At 44.9% G+C, this 15,204-nt stretch carries 17 protein-coding genes; 9 read left to right on the top strand and 8 right to left on the bottom strand.

All coding sequences use genetic code 11. The features are described from left to right. Positions 1-50: 50 nt before the first annotated feature. The 4 genes from csdA to F0265_RS17085 form a co-directional block, all read right to left on the bottom strand. Entirely contained in the window at positions 51-1,262 is a 1,212-nt protein-coding gene (gene csdA / locus F0265_RS17100; protein WP_171749806.1) for a cysteine desulfurase CsdA, read from the bottom strand. Next, positions 1,256-1,864 carry a DJ-1 family glyoxalase III gene (locus F0265_RS17095; RefSeq protein ID WP_171749805.1) on the bottom strand — a complete coding sequence of 203 codons (609 nt, stop codon included), beginning with the start codon at positions 1,862-1,864 and terminating at the stop codon, positions 1,256-1,258. The genes csdA and F0265_RS17095 overlap by 7 nt, the downstream gene beginning before the upstream one ends. Then, complete coding sequence (gene panE / locus F0265_RS17090; RefSeq protein WP_171749804.1) at positions 1,861-2,751, bottom strand: 2-dehydropantoate 2-reductase; 891 nt, start codon at positions 2,749-2,751, stop codon at positions 1,861-1,863. The genes F0265_RS17095 and panE overlap by 4 nt, the downstream gene beginning before the upstream one ends. A 114-nt stretch (positions 2,752-2,865) precedes the next feature. Continuing rightward, the gene (locus F0265_RS17085; RefSeq protein WP_021457973.1) at positions 2,866-3,648 is read right to left on the bottom strand and encodes an outer membrane protein OmpK; all 783 of its coding nucleotides are present in this window, start codon (positions 3,646-3,648) and stop codon (positions 2,866-2,868) included. A 344-nt stretch (positions 3,649-3,992) separates the two neighbouring features. Here F0265_RS17085 and F0265_RS17080 point away from each other — a divergent pair, with 344 nt between their 5' ends. From F0265_RS17080 to F0265_RS17070, 3 genes are all read left to right on the top strand, one after another. Continuing rightward, entirely contained in the window at positions 3,993-4,562 is a 570-nt protein-coding gene (locus tag F0265_RS17080; RefSeq protein WP_171749803.1) for an LON peptidase substrate-binding domain-containing protein, read from the top strand. A 67-nt stretch (positions 4,563-4,629) separates the two neighbouring features. Beyond that, on the top strand, positions 4,630-5,214 hold the full coding sequence (locus F0265_RS17075) for an RNA polymerase sigma factor (protein WP_171749802.1): 585 nt from the start codon (positions 4,630-4,632) through the stop codon (positions 5,212-5,214). Beyond that, positions 5,211-5,873 (top strand): ChrR family anti-sigma-E factor, encoded by a 663-nt coding sequence (locus tag F0265_RS17070; protein ID WP_171749801.1) that lies wholly within the window; start codon positions 5,211-5,213, stop codon positions 5,871-5,873. Before F0265_RS17075 ends, F0265_RS17070 begins: the two co-directional genes overlap by 4 nt. 48 nt (positions 5,874-5,921) lie before the next feature. Here F0265_RS17070 and F0265_RS17065 read toward each other — a convergent pair whose 3' ends face one another. The 4 genes from F0265_RS17065 to F0265_RS17050 form a co-directional block, all read right to left on the bottom strand. Continuing rightward, a complete protein-coding gene (locus F0265_RS17065; RefSeq protein ID WP_171749800.1) occupies positions 5,922-7,307 on the bottom strand; it encodes an MFS transporter in 1,386 nt (461 codons plus the stop codon). A gap of 95 nt (positions 7,308-7,402) precedes the next feature. Further along, entirely contained in the window at positions 7,403-7,948 is a 546-nt protein-coding gene (locus F0265_RS17060; RefSeq protein WP_171339959.1) for a peptidylprolyl isomerase, read from the bottom strand. Beyond that, complete coding sequence (locus tag F0265_RS17055; RefSeq protein ID WP_006957954.1) at positions 7,948-8,517, bottom strand: YajG family lipoprotein; 570 nt, start codon at positions 8,515-8,517, stop codon at positions 7,948-7,950. Before F0265_RS17055 ends, F0265_RS17060 begins: the two co-directional genes overlap by 1 nt. 51 nt (positions 8,518-8,568) lie before the next feature. Next, the gene (locus F0265_RS17050) at positions 8,569-9,696 is read right to left on the bottom strand and encodes a methyltransferase (RefSeq protein ID WP_171749799.1); all 1,128 of its coding nucleotides are present in this window, start codon (positions 9,694-9,696) and stop codon (positions 8,569-8,571) included. A gap of 138 nt (positions 9,697-9,834) precedes the next feature. On the opposite strand from F0265_RS17050, the gene bolA reads away from it, so the two are divergent. The 6 genes from bolA to nqrE all read left to right on the top strand — a co-directional run bounded on the left by bolA (position 9,835) and on the right by nqrE (position 15,179). Then, complete coding sequence (gene bolA, locus F0265_RS17045; protein WP_019277459.1) at positions 9,835-10,143, top strand: transcriptional regulator BolA; 309 nt, start codon at positions 9,835-9,837, stop codon at positions 10,141-10,143. A gap of 434 nt (positions 10,144-10,577) precedes the next feature. Next, positions 10,578-11,918, top strand: a complete 1,341-nt coding sequence (locus F0265_RS17040; RefSeq protein ID WP_171749798.1) for a Na(+)-translocating NADH-quinone reductase subunit A — start codon at positions 10,578-10,580, stop codon at positions 11,916-11,918. Positions 11,919-11,923: 5 nt separating this feature from the next. After that, the gene (locus F0265_RS17035; RefSeq protein WP_171749797.1) at positions 11,924-13,168 is read left to right on the top strand and encodes an NADH:ubiquinone reductase (Na(+)-transporting) subunit B; all 1,245 of its coding nucleotides are present in this window, start codon (positions 11,924-11,926) and stop codon (positions 13,166-13,168) included. Beyond that, positions 13,158-13,943 (top strand): Na(+)-translocating NADH-quinone reductase subunit C, encoded by a 786-nt coding sequence (locus tag F0265_RS17030; RefSeq protein ID WP_171749796.1) that lies wholly within the window; start codon positions 13,158-13,160, stop codon positions 13,941-13,943. The genes F0265_RS17035 and F0265_RS17030 overlap by 11 nt, the downstream gene beginning before the upstream one ends. After that, positions 13,943-14,575 carry an NADH:ubiquinone reductase (Na(+)-transporting) subunit D gene (locus F0265_RS17025; protein ID WP_012128720.1) on the top strand — a complete coding sequence of 211 codons (633 nt, stop codon included), beginning with the start codon at positions 13,943-13,945 and terminating at the stop codon, positions 14,573-14,575. The genes F0265_RS17030 and F0265_RS17025 overlap by 1 nt, the downstream gene beginning before the upstream one ends. A 7-nt stretch (positions 14,576-14,582) precedes the next feature. Then, on the top strand, positions 14,583-15,179 hold the full coding sequence (gene nqrE / locus F0265_RS17020; RefSeq protein WP_006957944.1) for an NADH:ubiquinone reductase (Na(+)-transporting) subunit E: 597 nt from the start codon (positions 14,583-14,585) through the stop codon (positions 15,177-15,179). The last annotated feature ends 25 nt before the right edge of the window (positions 15,180-15,204 follow it).

The raw sequence follows: 15,204 nt of genomic DNA, 5'->3' as shown, positions 1-15,204 counted from the left end.
AGTCTTTTAAAAAGGGTTGGCGTTTATCGTCAACCCTTTTCTATTTCTTACTAAAGCATATCCGCGGCTTTCTCTACGGCGGCGATCAGCCTGTCCACGTCTTGCTGTGTATTGTAGATGGCAAAGGAAGCGCGCACGGTGCCTTTAACTCCCAGTGCGTCCATTAGAGGGTGAGCACAGTGGTGACCAGCACGAACGGCAACGCCTTGTTGATCAAGTAATGTTGCGAGATCTTGGTGGTGCACACCATCAATGATAAACGACAGCACAGAAGCATTGGCTTGATAGCCTAACACTCTAATGTCTTCGATTTTAGATAGTCTTTGATAAGCGTCCTGAACCAGACTATGAATATGACTCTCTACATCGGTATGCTCAAAACTCTGATACCAGTTTATCGCCGTGGCTAAGGCAATCGCACCTGCCACATTGGGTGTGCCAGCCTCGAACTTGCCAGGCAATTCGCTGAAAGTGGTTCCAGAAAACGACACCTTTTCGACCATTTTCCCTCCGCCGTGCCACGGAGGCATAGCATCAAGCAGCGACAATTTTCCATATAAAACGCCAATACCCGCAGGTGCGTAGAGTTTATGACCAGAGAAAACATAAAAGTCCGCATCTAACGTTTTTACGTCAACAGCTTCATGAACAATGCCTTGAGCACCATCGACAACTACTGTCGCTCCGACTTGATGCGCTTGAGCTATCACCGACTCAATCGGTAGACGTGTTCCCGTCACGTTGGTGATATGAGCCAGCGACACCAGTTTGGTTTTATCGGATAGCAAAGCTGAAAACGCCTTCATATCCCATTGGCAATCGTCGGTCATTGGCACTTTGATGACTTTTGCTCCAGTCTGCTCTGCAACGATTTGCCAAGGTACGATATTGGCGTGGTGTTCCATTTCACTAACCAGCATTTCATCACCGGGCTGTAGTGTGTTACGAGCATGGGTTTGTGCGATTAGGTTAAGCGCTTCTGTCGCTCCGCGTGTCCAGATGATTTCTTTACTGCTCTCCGCGCCGATGAAGGTTGCGACGGTTTGACGAGCGGTTTCAAAGTGGCTGGTTGCTTGTGCAGTCAGACTGTGACTACCACGATGAACATTGGCGTTTTGAGAGCGATAGTAGTCTGAAATCGCATTGATAACGCAATCAGGTTTTTGTGTCGTCGCTGCACTATCGAGATACACCAGTTGTTCCCCATTAACGTTTTGAGTTAATGCAGGAAACTGTGAACGGATGGCATGAACATCTAGCATGACTCAAGGCCACCCAGCTTGTGATATTGCAGGGTTGGGATCGTCACCATAGGTTCGGCAACCGTCCAAGCGTGTTCTTTTCCTGAAAGGTTAATGATGATTTCCATCGCAAATTCTAGTGCAGTACCGGGGCCTTGGCTGGTCAACAAGTTGTGATTAATATCGTAAGTGACGCGTTTAACTCGCCAATTTTCCTTACTGATATGAGATTCAAAACTAGGATGGCAGGTCATTAAAGCGTCAGGGTAAAGCTTATGGTGAGCCAGTACCAACGCTGGTGCGGCGCATATCGCAGCAACCAGCTTCCCTTCGTACATTTGTTGGCGAACAATCTCAACTAACACCGTGCTGTCGCGAAAGGTTTCCGCTCCGCCAACGCCACCAGGCAAGATCACTGCATCGAATTCGTCATCGGCGATATCGACGAGTTTACAATCAGCAGTGAGCGTAACGCCTCTGGAAGCTTTCATTGTCAGTTGGCCAGCAAAATCAGCACTGGCCACAGTCACGTCGTAGCCAGCTCGTACCATCATGTCGATGATGGTGACGGCTTCCATTTCTTCCGTACCCGGTGCAATCGGGACCAGTACTTTTTTATTCATTGTGATTTCCAGCTTTGTTCGATGTGATGGATCTGGGTATAGAGAGCTTGATTTTCAGGGGCTTGAATATTGTGAATTTTAGCCTGTTTCAGCAAGTAACCGGTAATAAAATCAATTTCAGTTTTGCGTTGATAGTGAATGTCTTGCCTCATTGAAGAGAAGTTTTCGGCAGTGGCACTGATCACTTGCTGAACCGTCGATTCCAACGTGGACTTCTCGACAGGGATGGAGCAGGCGCTCATTACTTGAAAGACTTCTTCGATGACATTGGTAAGTTGGTTTTTATATTGCTCGGAAGCCAACTCACCGTTCTTAACTTGGAAAATAGCCGTTAAGGGGTTGATTGCGCAGTTGACGGCCAGCTTAGACCATAAAGCATGCTCAATATTGTCACACCAAGTGACTTCTGGAAGCGCATGCTGCAAAACTGGTTGGAGAAAGTGGCATTGTTTCCCCGAACGATTGACACCACCTATTTGGGTTAAGCCCAAGCCAGTGTGGATGACTTGGTGTTTAGTGGGCTTATAGGCGCCATGAGTGGTTGTCGCAAGGAGCAAAGGGTTGCCAGGAAAAGTATCGTAAACCCAGTCTGCGGTCCCCATGCCATTGTGCATCAGGGTAATCATGGTTTCTTGAGCAATATGCGCTTTTAATGGCTCAAGTGCGTTCTCAACTTGCCACGCTTTTACTGTGACTAGCAATAAGTCAGCCTGCTCAATAGAAGCGATATTTCGGTTATCGAATTGAATCGTCTGTAATTCATCAAGCCGTAGACTCAGATGGCGATCTGTTGAGGTAGACCACACAGCGATATTGTGACCTGAAAGCGAGAGTTTAGTTGCCCATAGCGTACCAATAGCACCGGGGCCAAGAATGACGATATTCACACTGATTTGCCAAACAGATAATTTCCCACAAGGATAATCACCGTTTGGGCGAAAGCAAATAAAAAATGGTACCCGAAGGTACCATTTTGAAGGCAATGAAGTTCTTTTAGTGGCTTAGAACTTGTAAGTAACCGCTAGGTAGTTAGTTGCACCTGATGAACGGAAGCCCGGAGTGTCTTCGATACCATAAACATCTTGGTAAAGTTTTAGGCCGTAACCAACAGCAAAGCGATCTGAGTGCCAGTAGATACCGTTAAACATTGCACCGCCAGTTTTTGACGTAGAGTACTCACTCTTCATGCCAAATTGGTAATCAATGTAACCTTGGTAAGAAATGAATGAACCATTTTCGAAGAAGTAGAAAGGCTTGAACCAGTTGGTCGAAACTTGAAAACCATTCCAGTCTTTTTTGTTCGAATCGTAAGTACCGTATAGGTTCAGGCCGACTTTGCCAAACCATGGAACGTTTACGTCAGAGCCAATACCTGCTTTCTGAGTGTTTACACCTGAGTTACCGCCCCATTCCATAAGTGTAGAAACGTATAGCTCTTGAACAGGACCGAAAGATAGGTCTTTACCAGTAAGTGCATCTAGAGACATACGCGGTGCAAACTTCATAAAGATCTTTTCTTTCCCAGCTTTGTCGCTGCCTGGATCTGAAGTTAGGTTAAATACGTCTACGTAGCCGTATAGGTCGAATAGACCAGAGCGACCACCAAATTCCATTTCAAGGTAATCGTGCGTTGAGTTACCTGGTTTTTCGTTGAATGCACCCATTAGGTTGAACTGCATCCATTTGTAATCGTTCTTGTGGATATCGCCGTCGGAGTAATCAGCTGCCATCGCAGGTGCAGACATTGCTGCTACAACACCAAGAGCTAAAAGTGATTTACGCATAGTGGGACTCTCTATGTTTATTCAATACCAAAACTTATTCATATAGCCGTTGTTGCACAATCTGTGTTGTGCTTTTACTGGAGCGCATAATAACGATAAAAATCTCAATTAATAGTGATACGGAGTGTAAAAATACATAAAACTAGTGACTGAGATCTCATTAACGATCATTTTTCAGGAATGTAACGGAACTATAATTTTTTTGCACAGAAAGTGATATGGGTATCGTTTACGCAAGCGCTTGCGCTGATTTTTATGCTTGTCAAATAATCAACACGTTTGGTGATTGATCGAACTCTCACTTTTCACGTAATTAATTTTAAACTGATTAAGGGTGATTAATAGTGTCTGAGATTATGCTGTTTCCTCTAGGTTCAATTCTTCTCCCTGAAGGGAAAATGAAGCTCCGAATTTTTGAGCCTAGGTACAAAAGACTAATAAAAGAAGCGAGTCTGTCCGATGGTACGTTCGGTATATGCTTAGTTGAGCATGATGAGTTGTCCTCCATTCCTCGACTGTCGTCGGTTGGATCGCTAGCTAAGATAGTCGACTTTGAATTGCTGGAAGACGGGTTTTTAGGGGTGACAGTTGTTGGACTTAGATGCTTTGAAATAAAGAGAGTTAGAACGGAATTCGATGGGTTGCGAAAAGCGCGTGTCGAATGGCGGACAAGCTGGGAATTTTCTCGATTGTCTGAGCAGCACAAATATTTGAGCGATCAATTGCGTACCGTTTACAAGCAGTTCCCTCAACTTGGAGAATTGTACGACCAACGCTTCTTTGACGATGCAAGCTGGGTGAGCCAGCGTTGGCTTGAGCTACTTCCCGTTCCTCAGCATCAGTTTGATTTTCTCCTGAGACAAAAAGATTGCAATGAAGCAATAGAATTTCTCTCTCGATCGATTGAAAGCTAAACTTACAGAGTGATCCATTCACTTCTTTCGTACGTAAAAATCCAAAAGTGCTGACAAGGACCTGAACATGGCTTCTACGGACACGGAATCTTTTGCAAAACAAGACTGGCTGCTCTGTATGGAGAAAGTTAAAGATAAAGACAAATCATCTTACGCGTTGGTCTTCAGGCATTTTGCACCACGTTTGAAACAGTTTACCTACAAGCACATGGGTAACGAGCAAGTGGCGTTAGAGCTAGTGCAAGAAACAATGACGACGGTATGGCAAAAAAGTCATCTATTCGATGGCTCGAAAAGTTCGCTGTCGACTTGGATCTATACAATTGCTCGTAACCTATGTTTCGATACTCTTCGAAAGCAGCGTGGTAAAGATTTACACATCCATTCTGAAGATATATGGCCAAACGATTACTGTCCGCCAGACTTAGTTGAGCACTATGCGCCTGAACAAGAAATGCTTAAGGATCAGGTCGTAAAATTTTTAGATGTCCTTCCTGACGCCCAGAAAAAAGTTGTTCAAGCAGTATATCTGGAGGAACTTCCACATCAGCAGGTAGCGGATATGTACGATATTCCAGTCGGAACAGTGAAATCTAGGCTGAGACTTGCAGTTGAGAAGTTGCGTCATTCAATAGAGGTAGAAAGGTTATGAGCTATCATCCAAACCAGCATATGTTACAGGCTTATGTTGAAGGCAGCCTGGATGCAGTCGATGGTTTTACTGTTGCCACTCATTTGGAGAGCTGCCCTACTTGTAAAAAACAGGTCCAAGAGCTGGAGAGTCGTTATGGTGAAGCGTTAGTGTCGCTTGTTGCTTTCGATGATAACAACTTCGACGATATGTTGAACGATATCTTGCAGACTGAACCTGCTCCAGAAAGCGCCCGACCAATCAGAAAACCAACAAGCATTGAAGTCAACGGTAAAACATTTCAGTTGCCACTTTCTCTATCTCGATTCCGAGACAAGTTAGGAGATTGGAAAAGCTATGGCGGCAAGGTATATAGTGCACCAATCGACATTGGCGATAGCGTTAGAGTGAATCTAATGTACATTTCAGAAGATGTGAAGATACCTCAGCATACGCACAAGGGAGTCGAGTCTACATTGATACTGCATGGTGGGTTTAGTGATGAAGACGGTCATTATGAAGCAGGGGATTACCTCGTTAAAGACGCTTCAATTAAACACAGTCCTTACACGCAAAAAGGAGAGGACTGTTTGTGTCTTACCGTGTTGACAGAACCAATGATTTTCACCCAAGGTGTTGCGCGTATCTTTAACCTATTTGGTAAAGGTATGTATCCATAAGAATGACTTTAAAGTAAAAAGGCTTGGCATTTGCCAAGCCTTTCTTTTTTACGAGGATTTGACTTCTTTTGCTTCTTCTTCATCTCGCTCTTTGGCTTTATTCAAAAGGTCGGTGAAGTAATGACGCAGTGAATAGAGCATAATTAAGCTTGGAATGACCATTAGTGAAGTGATGATAAAGAACAGCGACCAATCGTTCAGGAAGTCAACCAGCTCTCCACTGAATGAAGCTAACGTTGTTCGCCCAAAATTCCCCAGAGAAGCCAGCAAGGCATATTGCGTTGCGGAGAAGGCCTGGCCTGTGAGTACCGTGAGGAAGGAAACAAACGCAACAGTTGAGAATGCTGTTGTAAAGTTATCGACGATAATTGTAGCGAGGAACAAGTGCTCACTTGGCCCAACAGAGGCAATCCAAGCAAACATTAAGTTACTGCCCGCCATTGCGATACCGCCGATCATTAAGCCGCGTACGATGCCAAAGCGAACGTTAAACATGCTGCCTACTAAGGTGAAGAGTATGGTTGCTCCCCATCCAATCAACTTAGAGTAATAGCCGATTTGTTCATTGCTAAAGCCAACTTCTTTATAGAAGGCGATGGACATTCTACCTAAGAAGGCTTCACCAATCTTAAACAGGAAGACGAACAGCAATAGAGTTATTGCGACTTTGACGCCATTGCGTTTAAAGAAGTCGAGGAAAGGCTCAACCACAGTTACGCTTATCCAAGATGCTGTTTTAGAACCGACGATTTTGTTGTGGCGAGCTTCCGCTTGTTGTTGCAGTGCTTCACGATTGGTTGTTGGTTCACCAACTAGCAGAGTAAACAGCATCAAAATGCCGACGATAGCCGCCATTCCATAGTAAACACCGTTCCAACCGATGGAATCTGCATTGATGAAGGCAACGTAACCCGGTAGTGAATAGCCAGTCCACCAGCCAATCACCGCCATTGCTGAGGCTTGAGGTAGCTTGGATGAATCGGATTTAGGGAAAGTATCGATACGGAATGCATCGATGGCGATATCCTGAGTGGCAGATGCAATTGCAATCCCCAGAGCCAACATCGATGTGAACATCAAGTTTTGTGACGGGTCGACACCTGCAATAAACAAAGTGCTGACCAGCACCAGTGACTGACAGAAAAAAATCCAACTACGGCGTTGACCTAGTACTGCGTGTAGAACTGGAAGTTTGACCCGATCCACGAGTGGTGCCCACAAGAAATTAATCGCGTAAACCGCGAAAACACTGCCGAAGTAGCCAATCGCAGCGCGCGTTAAGCCAGCATCCTTTAGCCAACCAGACATGTTGGAGCCGATCAAAACCCATGGAAAGCCACTCGAGCAACCCAGCATAAACACCCATAGCAGGCGTTTATCATAATAACTACGAATCGTTTCTAGCCAAGACATTGAAGGAGAGTTGGCAGACATAAAGTCTTCCTTGTTCGTTTTATAGTGAGTGTTAAGTTAGGGAAAATAGGTTGAATTGAAAAGGCTCCAACTGGATAAGTAGGAGCCTTTTTAGATTATGGGAGTAAAGTCACTTTCGTCACAACTATAGGTGTTGCTGGAACGTCACGGTAGCGACCGACTGTTTTGGTGCGCTTTTTCGCCATTTGTTGCACTACGTCGAAACCCTTGGTGACTTTACCGAACACGGCGTAACCCGGCGGGCGCTGGTCGTAATCAAGAAAATTGTTATCGACATAGTTGATAAAGAATTGGCGCGTTGCAGAGTTAGGGTTATTAGTTCTTGCCATTGCAACGGTGGCCGTTTCATTCTTCAGGCCATTAGAGGCTTCATTTTCAATAGGCGCGTAAGTTGGTTTTTGCTTCATATCTTGATCAAAACCACCGCCTTGCGCCATAAAGCCCGGAATCACTCGGTGGAACTGGGTACCCACATAGCTGCCGTCTTTGACATACTTAAGGAAGTTCTCCACTGTTACTGGGGCTTTTTCCTGATTGAGTTCAATCGTAAATGCACCTAGTGTAGTTTCAAATTCGACTTTAGGGCCTGCAAATACCAGATTGCTGACTAACGCCAGTGAGGCAATAGCAACTTTCCACATTAGAAGCGCTCCTGCATGTAATTCTTCAATTCACGGTCGCTGGCGACTTCTTTCAGAACCAGATTAATCACATCATTAAGCACGATTTCGATTTCTTCGTTTGAAGCACTTAAAGCGCCTGTACGTTTCGCTGTACCTGTGTAAGTCTTAACTAGCTTACCTTGAGGAGTCTCTGCTGTGACTTCAAGGACGACTTTTCCATCCATCTCGTTTTCCATCACTGAGTGTTTGACGGAAACCAATGCTTCTTGCACTTCAATCTTTACTGAATTTTCACTGTTAACAGTGCTGCGGAAACCTTGAGATTGGAACTGTTCCAGCAATGCGTTTTCAATTGCAATACGCACATTTTGCTTAGAATGAATTGGCTCGATGTTTGAACGGCCGCTATCTATTAGTGCGACATATTGAGCTGAACGTACGTCTTTACTTGTCAGAGTGAAACTTGCGTCTTTTACGATGTCGCTATTGCTCAGAACTGGCTGAGGCATAAAGTTGATCTGTTCTTGTTGCGGTGCGGCACACGCAGTAAGTAAGGCCATTGACGCGGCTAGAACCAATTTTCTCATTGTAATTTCCTTTAATCGTAACTCTATACGTATTAGAGACATGATAGTGAACTATTTAGTTGCTTGTAAAATAACAAATTTCTTATTTGAAGCGACAAGTTTTACGTTCGATTTTCCAAATAGCTTAGATAACTTCACATCGTAGCCGAGGTGACGGTTACCGATAACTAATAATTGCCCACCGTTGCTGAGAACATGCTTTGCATCACAGAACATCTGCCATGCGATATGATCGGTAATGGCTTGCTGCTGATGGAAAGGCGGGTTACATACCACGATATCAGCGCTGGCGTTTTCAAATCCGTCCAAGCAGTTGTTGGGAATACACTCAATTTTTCGGTCTTTGCCAAGTGTGCGGGTTAAGTTTCTCTTGGCTGATTCAACGGCCATAAAGCTTTCATCGACACAAGTAAGTTGTATGTCTGGATTCAACAACCCCATCTTTACGGACAGCACACCGTTGCCACATCCAAGGTCCACCACCTTTTCACCGCCGAGATTTTTAGGCAAGTGCTCAAGCATAAATCTCGCACCCTGATCCAGCTTTTCACCTGAATAGACATTGGGTAGGTTGTCGAGCATAAAGCCGTGTTCGTCGATACTCCAGCGAGTGGTGGGATCGACGGTAACATTCGTCGTGCTATTAGCCTGAGAGAAAACCAGACGATGTTTTTTCCATGCTAGAGATGTGGTTGTCGTACCGAGGTACTTTTCAAATAGATTTAATGTAGAAGTATGAATCTCTTTAGCTTTGTTTACCGCAATCACTGGTACCGAAACGTCAAGCCTTTGTCTTAACTGACTCAACTGCCATACTAAGTGGCGGTTGTTTCGCGGGATTTGCATCAAAACGCAATCCACACCTTGTGGAATCTCATCCATGGTGTGAAGCAAGGTGATATCACTGCAGTGGTTACGTTTGAGGTTGGAGAGTGTTCCTTGATGAGCAATGTAGGAATCGCTCATCATAGTGACCTGATGTTTCTCTGACAACCAACAGCTCAACGCGCCAAAACTGTCATTTAGAATCAGAATGTGTTTGCCAGTGAGACCAAGTTCTTCTATATGATTAATAAGGTATTCATCGCCAGCATCCCAGGCCTGAAGAGTTTCATTATTGCGTTGAGGGAATCGATGCAAAGTTAAGGTGCGCTCATGGAGCACAAGTTCAGTTTTCATATTTGGAACACTTGGACAAATTCATGACGTAAATTGTCGCAGAAGGTAGGGCGTGTGAAAACTAAAACCTTTTGCTTTACGTGTAAGACGATTATTATCTGTTCTTTCATGCTGTTCATATTTAGATGGTGATACACAATGCTACAAGAAGTGATTGAAACTAAACTTCAGGAGCACTTCGAGCCTGAATTTCTTAACGTGCTAAACGAAAGTTACATGCACAATGTTCCAGCGGGTTCGGAAAGTCATTTTAAAGTGGTGGTGGTCAGTGACAAATTTGAAGGTCAACGCCTGATTGGGCGCCATCGTCAGGTTAATCAGGTGCTGGCTGATGAACTCGCTAACCATATTCATGCTTTGTCGATGCACACATACACGCCATCGGAGTGGAAAGAGCAGAATGAGTTGGCACCAGATAGCCCAATGTGTTTAGGCGGCTCCAAATAGTTGAAAGAAAAGAGGTGGCGTTTGCTGCCTTTTTTATTGGCTGCGATTTAAGTAGACGTTAACAATGTAGAAACAAATAAACAGCTGAATTAGTTTTAACCAGAAATGTTTCACAATGTGAATAATTAAAAACACCAAAAAATATAGGGTTATTGGTGATTGTGCGATGGTTCAAACTTATGACCAATACTTAGCCTTTTAAACTCAAATCCTTCGAAATATCTATCTGATTCCCTTCATTGGTCATGGCATAGACTTCTAAAAAGATGATAGACTATCGCACCTGATAAATCTCGACTAAATTTGTAGCGAGGTTTTTAATAGGATGTTGCGATTTTGGTGTTTTAAACTGCGCCAAAACCGGACACTAGTGTCGTGTCTAAAAGTTACGCAATCAAAGAATCTTTTTCCCGATAAAAGTAGTGCAAGTGCGTATGATTACAATAAAGAAGGGTCTGGACCTTCCTATCGCAGGAACTCCTACCCAGGTGATTAATGATGGTAAGACCATCAAGAAAGTCGCCTTGCTTGGCGAAGAGTACGTTGGCATGCGTCCTACTATGCATGTTCGCGTAGGCGATGAAGTAAAGAAAGCCCAAGTTCTTTTTGAAGACAAAAAGAACCCAGGTGTGAAATTTACTTCACCAGCAAGCGGTAAAGTGATCGAGGTTAACCGTGGCGCTAAACGTGTCCTTCAATCTGTAGTGATTGAAGTGGCAGGTGAGGAGCAGGTAACGTTCGATAAGTTTGAAGCCGGCCAATTAGCAGGTCTTGACCGTACCGCGGTTAAAACTCAGCTTGTTGATTCAGGTCTTTGGACAGCTTTACGTACTCGTCCGTTTAGCAAGGTTCCAGCAATTGAGTCTTCAACACAGGCTATTTTTGTAACTGCAATGGATACTAATCCGTTGGCAGCTCAGCCTGAGTTGGTCATCAATGAACAGCAAGATGCGTTCGTTGCTGGTTTAGATGTGCTTTCAACTCTAACAGACGGTAAGGTTTACGTATGTAAATCTGGTACCAGTCTACCTCGTTCTTCTCAGCCAAATGTTGAAGAGCATGTTTTTGATGGCCCTCACCCAGCAGGTCTAGCTGGCACCCACATGCATTTCCTATACCCGGTAAATGCAGAAAACGTGGCGTGGAGCATCAACTACCAAGACGTTATTGCGTTCGGTAAGTTGTTCCTAACTGGTGAACTTTACACGGATCGTGTTGTATCTCTGGCTGGCCCAGTAGTGAACAACCCTCGTCTAGTTCGTACAACTCAAGGTGCAAACCTAGAAGATTTGACGGACAGTGAGTTAATGCCAGGTGAAGTTCGTGTGATTTCTGGTTCAGTACTGACAGGTACTCATGCAACTGGTCCTCACGCTTACCTAGGTCGTTACCACGTACAGGTTTCTGTATTACGTGAAGGTCGTGACAAAGAACTGTTTGGCTGGGCGATGCCTGGTAAGAACAAGTTCTCGGTAACCCGTGCTTTCCTTGGTCATATCTTCAAAGGTCAGTTGTTCAACATGACAACAACCACGAATGGTAGTGATCGTTCAATGGTGCCGATTGGCAACTATGAACGCGTACTGCCATTGGATATGGAACCAACTCTGCTACTTCGTGATCTATGTGCAGGCGACGTTGACAGTGCTCAAGCACTGGGTGCGCTAGAACTGGATGAAGAAGATCTAGCATTGTGTACCTTTGTATGTCCGGGCAAATACGAGTACGGTGCGTTACTTCGTGAATGCCTAGATAAGATCGAGAAGGAAGGGTAATTTTCATGGCTCTTAAAAAGTTTCTTGAAGACATCGAGCATCATTTTGAGCCTGGCGGTAAACATGAAAAATGGTTTGCCCTGTACGAAGCTGTAGCAACAGTTTTCTACACGCCAGGTCTTATCACAAAGAAAAGCTCGCACGTTCGTGATAGCGTTGACCTAAAACGTATCATGATCATGGTTTGGTTCGCGGTATTCCCAGCAATGTTCTGGGGTATGTACAACGCAGGTGGCCAAGCTATTGCAGCACTTAACCACATGTATGCTGGCGAACAGCTAGCAGCAGTTATCGCAGGTAACTGGCATTACTGGCTAACCGAAATGCTTGGCGGCACCATTGCAGCCGATGCAGGGGTTGGCACTAAGATGCTACTGGGTGCGACCTACTTCCTACCGATTTACGCCACGGTGTTTATTGTTGGTGGTTTCTGGGAAGTGTTGTTCTGTATGGTGCGTAAGCACGAAGTTAACGAAGGCTTCTTTGTTACTTCTATCTTGTTCGCGCTAATTGTTCCGCCAACGCTGCCTCTATGGCAAGCGGCTCTAGGTATCACATTCGGTGTTGTGGTAGCGAAAGAGATCTTTGGTGGTACAGGTCGTAACTTCCTAAACCCTGCACTGGCTGGTCGTGCTTTCCTATTCTTCGCTTACCCGGCTCAAATCTCGGGTGACGTAGTTTGGACTGCTGCTGACGGCTTCTCAGGCGCTACTGCGCTTAGCCAATGGGCTCAAGGTGGTAACGGTGCTCTTGTTAACACAGTAACAGGTGCTCCGATCACTTGGATGGACGCGTTTATAGGTAACATCCCAGGTTCAATCGGTGAAGTATCAACGCTAGCGCTAATGATTGGTGCAGCGATGATCGTTTACATGCGAATCGCTTCGTGGCGCATCATTGCTGGTGTGATGATGGGTATGATTGCAACCGCGACGCTGTTCAACGTTATCGGCTCTGATACTAACCCATTGTTCAACATGCCATGGCACTGGCACCTAGTTTTAGGTGGTTTTGCGTTCGGTATGTTCTTTATGGCAACAGACCCTGTATCTGCTTCATTTACTAACAAAGGTAAATGGTGGTACGGCGCGCTAATCGGCGTGATGTGTGTACTAATCCGAGTAGTTAACCCAGCCTACCCAGAAGGTATGATGCTGGCGATTCTATTCGCGAACCTATTTGCACCTCTGTTCGACCATGTAGTTATCGAGAAGAACATCAAGCGGAGACAAGCACGCTATGGCAAGTAATAACGACAGCATTAAAAAGACGCTGGGTGTTGTTATCGGGTTGAGCCTTGTTTGTTCAATCATCGTATCAACAGCAGCCGTAGGTCTACGTGATCAGCAAAAAGCTAACGCGGTACTGGATAAGCAAACTAAGATTATTGAAGTTGCTGGTATCGATACTGCTGGTAAAAAAGTCACTGATCTATTCGCTGAGTACATTGAGCCTCGTCTGGTTGACTTCAACACTGGTGACTTTGTTGAAGAAGCGGCAGATGGTTCTACAGCTCAAAACTACGATCAGCGCAAAGCAGCCAAAGACCCTTCAGAGTCAGTGAAACTAACTGGTGAAGAAGACAAGGCGAAAATCATCCGTCGTGCTAACACAGGTGTTGTATACCTAGTCAAAGACGGCAATGACGTGTCTAAAGTTATCCTGCCAGTTCATGGTACTGGTCTATGGTCTATGATGTACGCATTTGTTGCAGTCGAAACTGATGGTAACACTGTGTCTGGTATCACTTACTACGAGCAAGGTGAAACACCTGGACTTGGTGGTGAAGTTGAGAACCCAACATGGCGTGCTCAGTGGGTCGGTAAGAAATTGTTTGACGACAACCACAAGCCAGCAATCAAGATTGTTAAAGGTGGCGCTCCAGAAGGTTCAGAGCATGGTATCGACGGCCTTTCAGGTGCAACACTAACTGGTAACGGTGTTCAAGGTACATTCGACTTCTGGTTAGGCGATATGGGCTTTGGTCCGTTCCTAGCAAAAGTTCGTGACGGAGGTCTGAACTAATGTCTAGCGCACAAAACATTAAAAAGAGCATTATGGCGCCGGTGTTGGATAACAACCCAATCGCGCTACAGGTTCTTGGTGTATGTTCTGCTCTTGCAGTAACAACTAAACTAGAGACAGCATTCGTAATGACACTAGCGGTAACGTTTGTAACTGCGCTGTCAAACTTCTCTGTATCTCTAATCCGTAACCACATTCCTAATAGTGTGCGTATTATCGTCCAAATGGCGATCATCGCGTCACTAGTAATCGTGGTAGACCAAGTGCTGAAAGCATACCTATACGATATCTCTAAGCAGCTATCGGTATTCGTAGGCCTGATCATTACGAACTGTATCGTAATGGGTCGTGCTGAAGCATTCGCTATGAAGTCTGCACCTGTACCATCTCTAATTGATGGTATTGGTAACGGTCTTGGTTACGGTTTCGTTCTTATCACTGTTGGTTTCTTCCGTGAGCTATTTGGCTCTGGCAAACTATTTGGCATGGAAGTTCTACCTCTAGTGAGCAATGGTGGTTGGTATCAGCCAAACGGTCTGATGCTTCTAGCACCGTCTGCATTCTTCCTAATCGGCTTCCTTATCTGGGTAATCCGTATTCTGAAACCAGAACAAGTAGAAGCGAAGGAGTAAGGGCGTCATGGAACATTACATTAGTCTATTAGTTAAATCGATTTTCATCGAAAACATGGCTCTGTCTTTCTTCTTAGGTATGTGTACATTCCTTGCGGTATCTAAGAAAGTTAAGACGTCTTTCGGTCTGGGTGTAGCTGTTGTTGTGGTACTGACTATCGCAGTTCCGGTTAACAATTTGGTTTACAACCTTGTACTGAAAGAAAACGCTTTAGTTGAAGGTGTGGATCTTAGCTTCCTAAACTTCATCACCTTTATCGGTGTAATTGCAGCACTAGTACAGATTCTAGAGATGGTGTTAGACCGTTTCTTCCCACCTCTGTACAACGCGCTGGGCATCTTCCTACCGTTGATCACAGTAAACTGTGCAATCTTCGGTGGTGTATCTTTCATGGTACAACGTGACTACAACTTTGCTGAATCTGTTGTTTACGGTTTCGGCTCTGGTGTGGGTTGGATGCTAGCAATCGTTGCTCTTGCAGGTATCCGTGAGAAGATGAAGTACTCTGACGTGCCTCCTGGTCTGCGTGGTCTTGGTATCACCTTTATCAGTGTAGGTCTTATGGCGTTGGGCTTTATGTCTTTCTCTGGTGTTCAACTGTAAGTCGGGTAAACCGCAACAATTAAGG

Origin of the sequence: Vibrio sp. RE88 (genome assembly GCF_013113835.1) — a bacterium.
Lineage (GTDB): Bacteria > Pseudomonadota > Gammaproteobacteria > Enterobacterales > Vibrionaceae > Vibrio.
The sequence above is the reverse complement of the archived record's forward strand: the minus strand, read 5'-3'. Positions and strand labels throughout refer to the sequence as shown.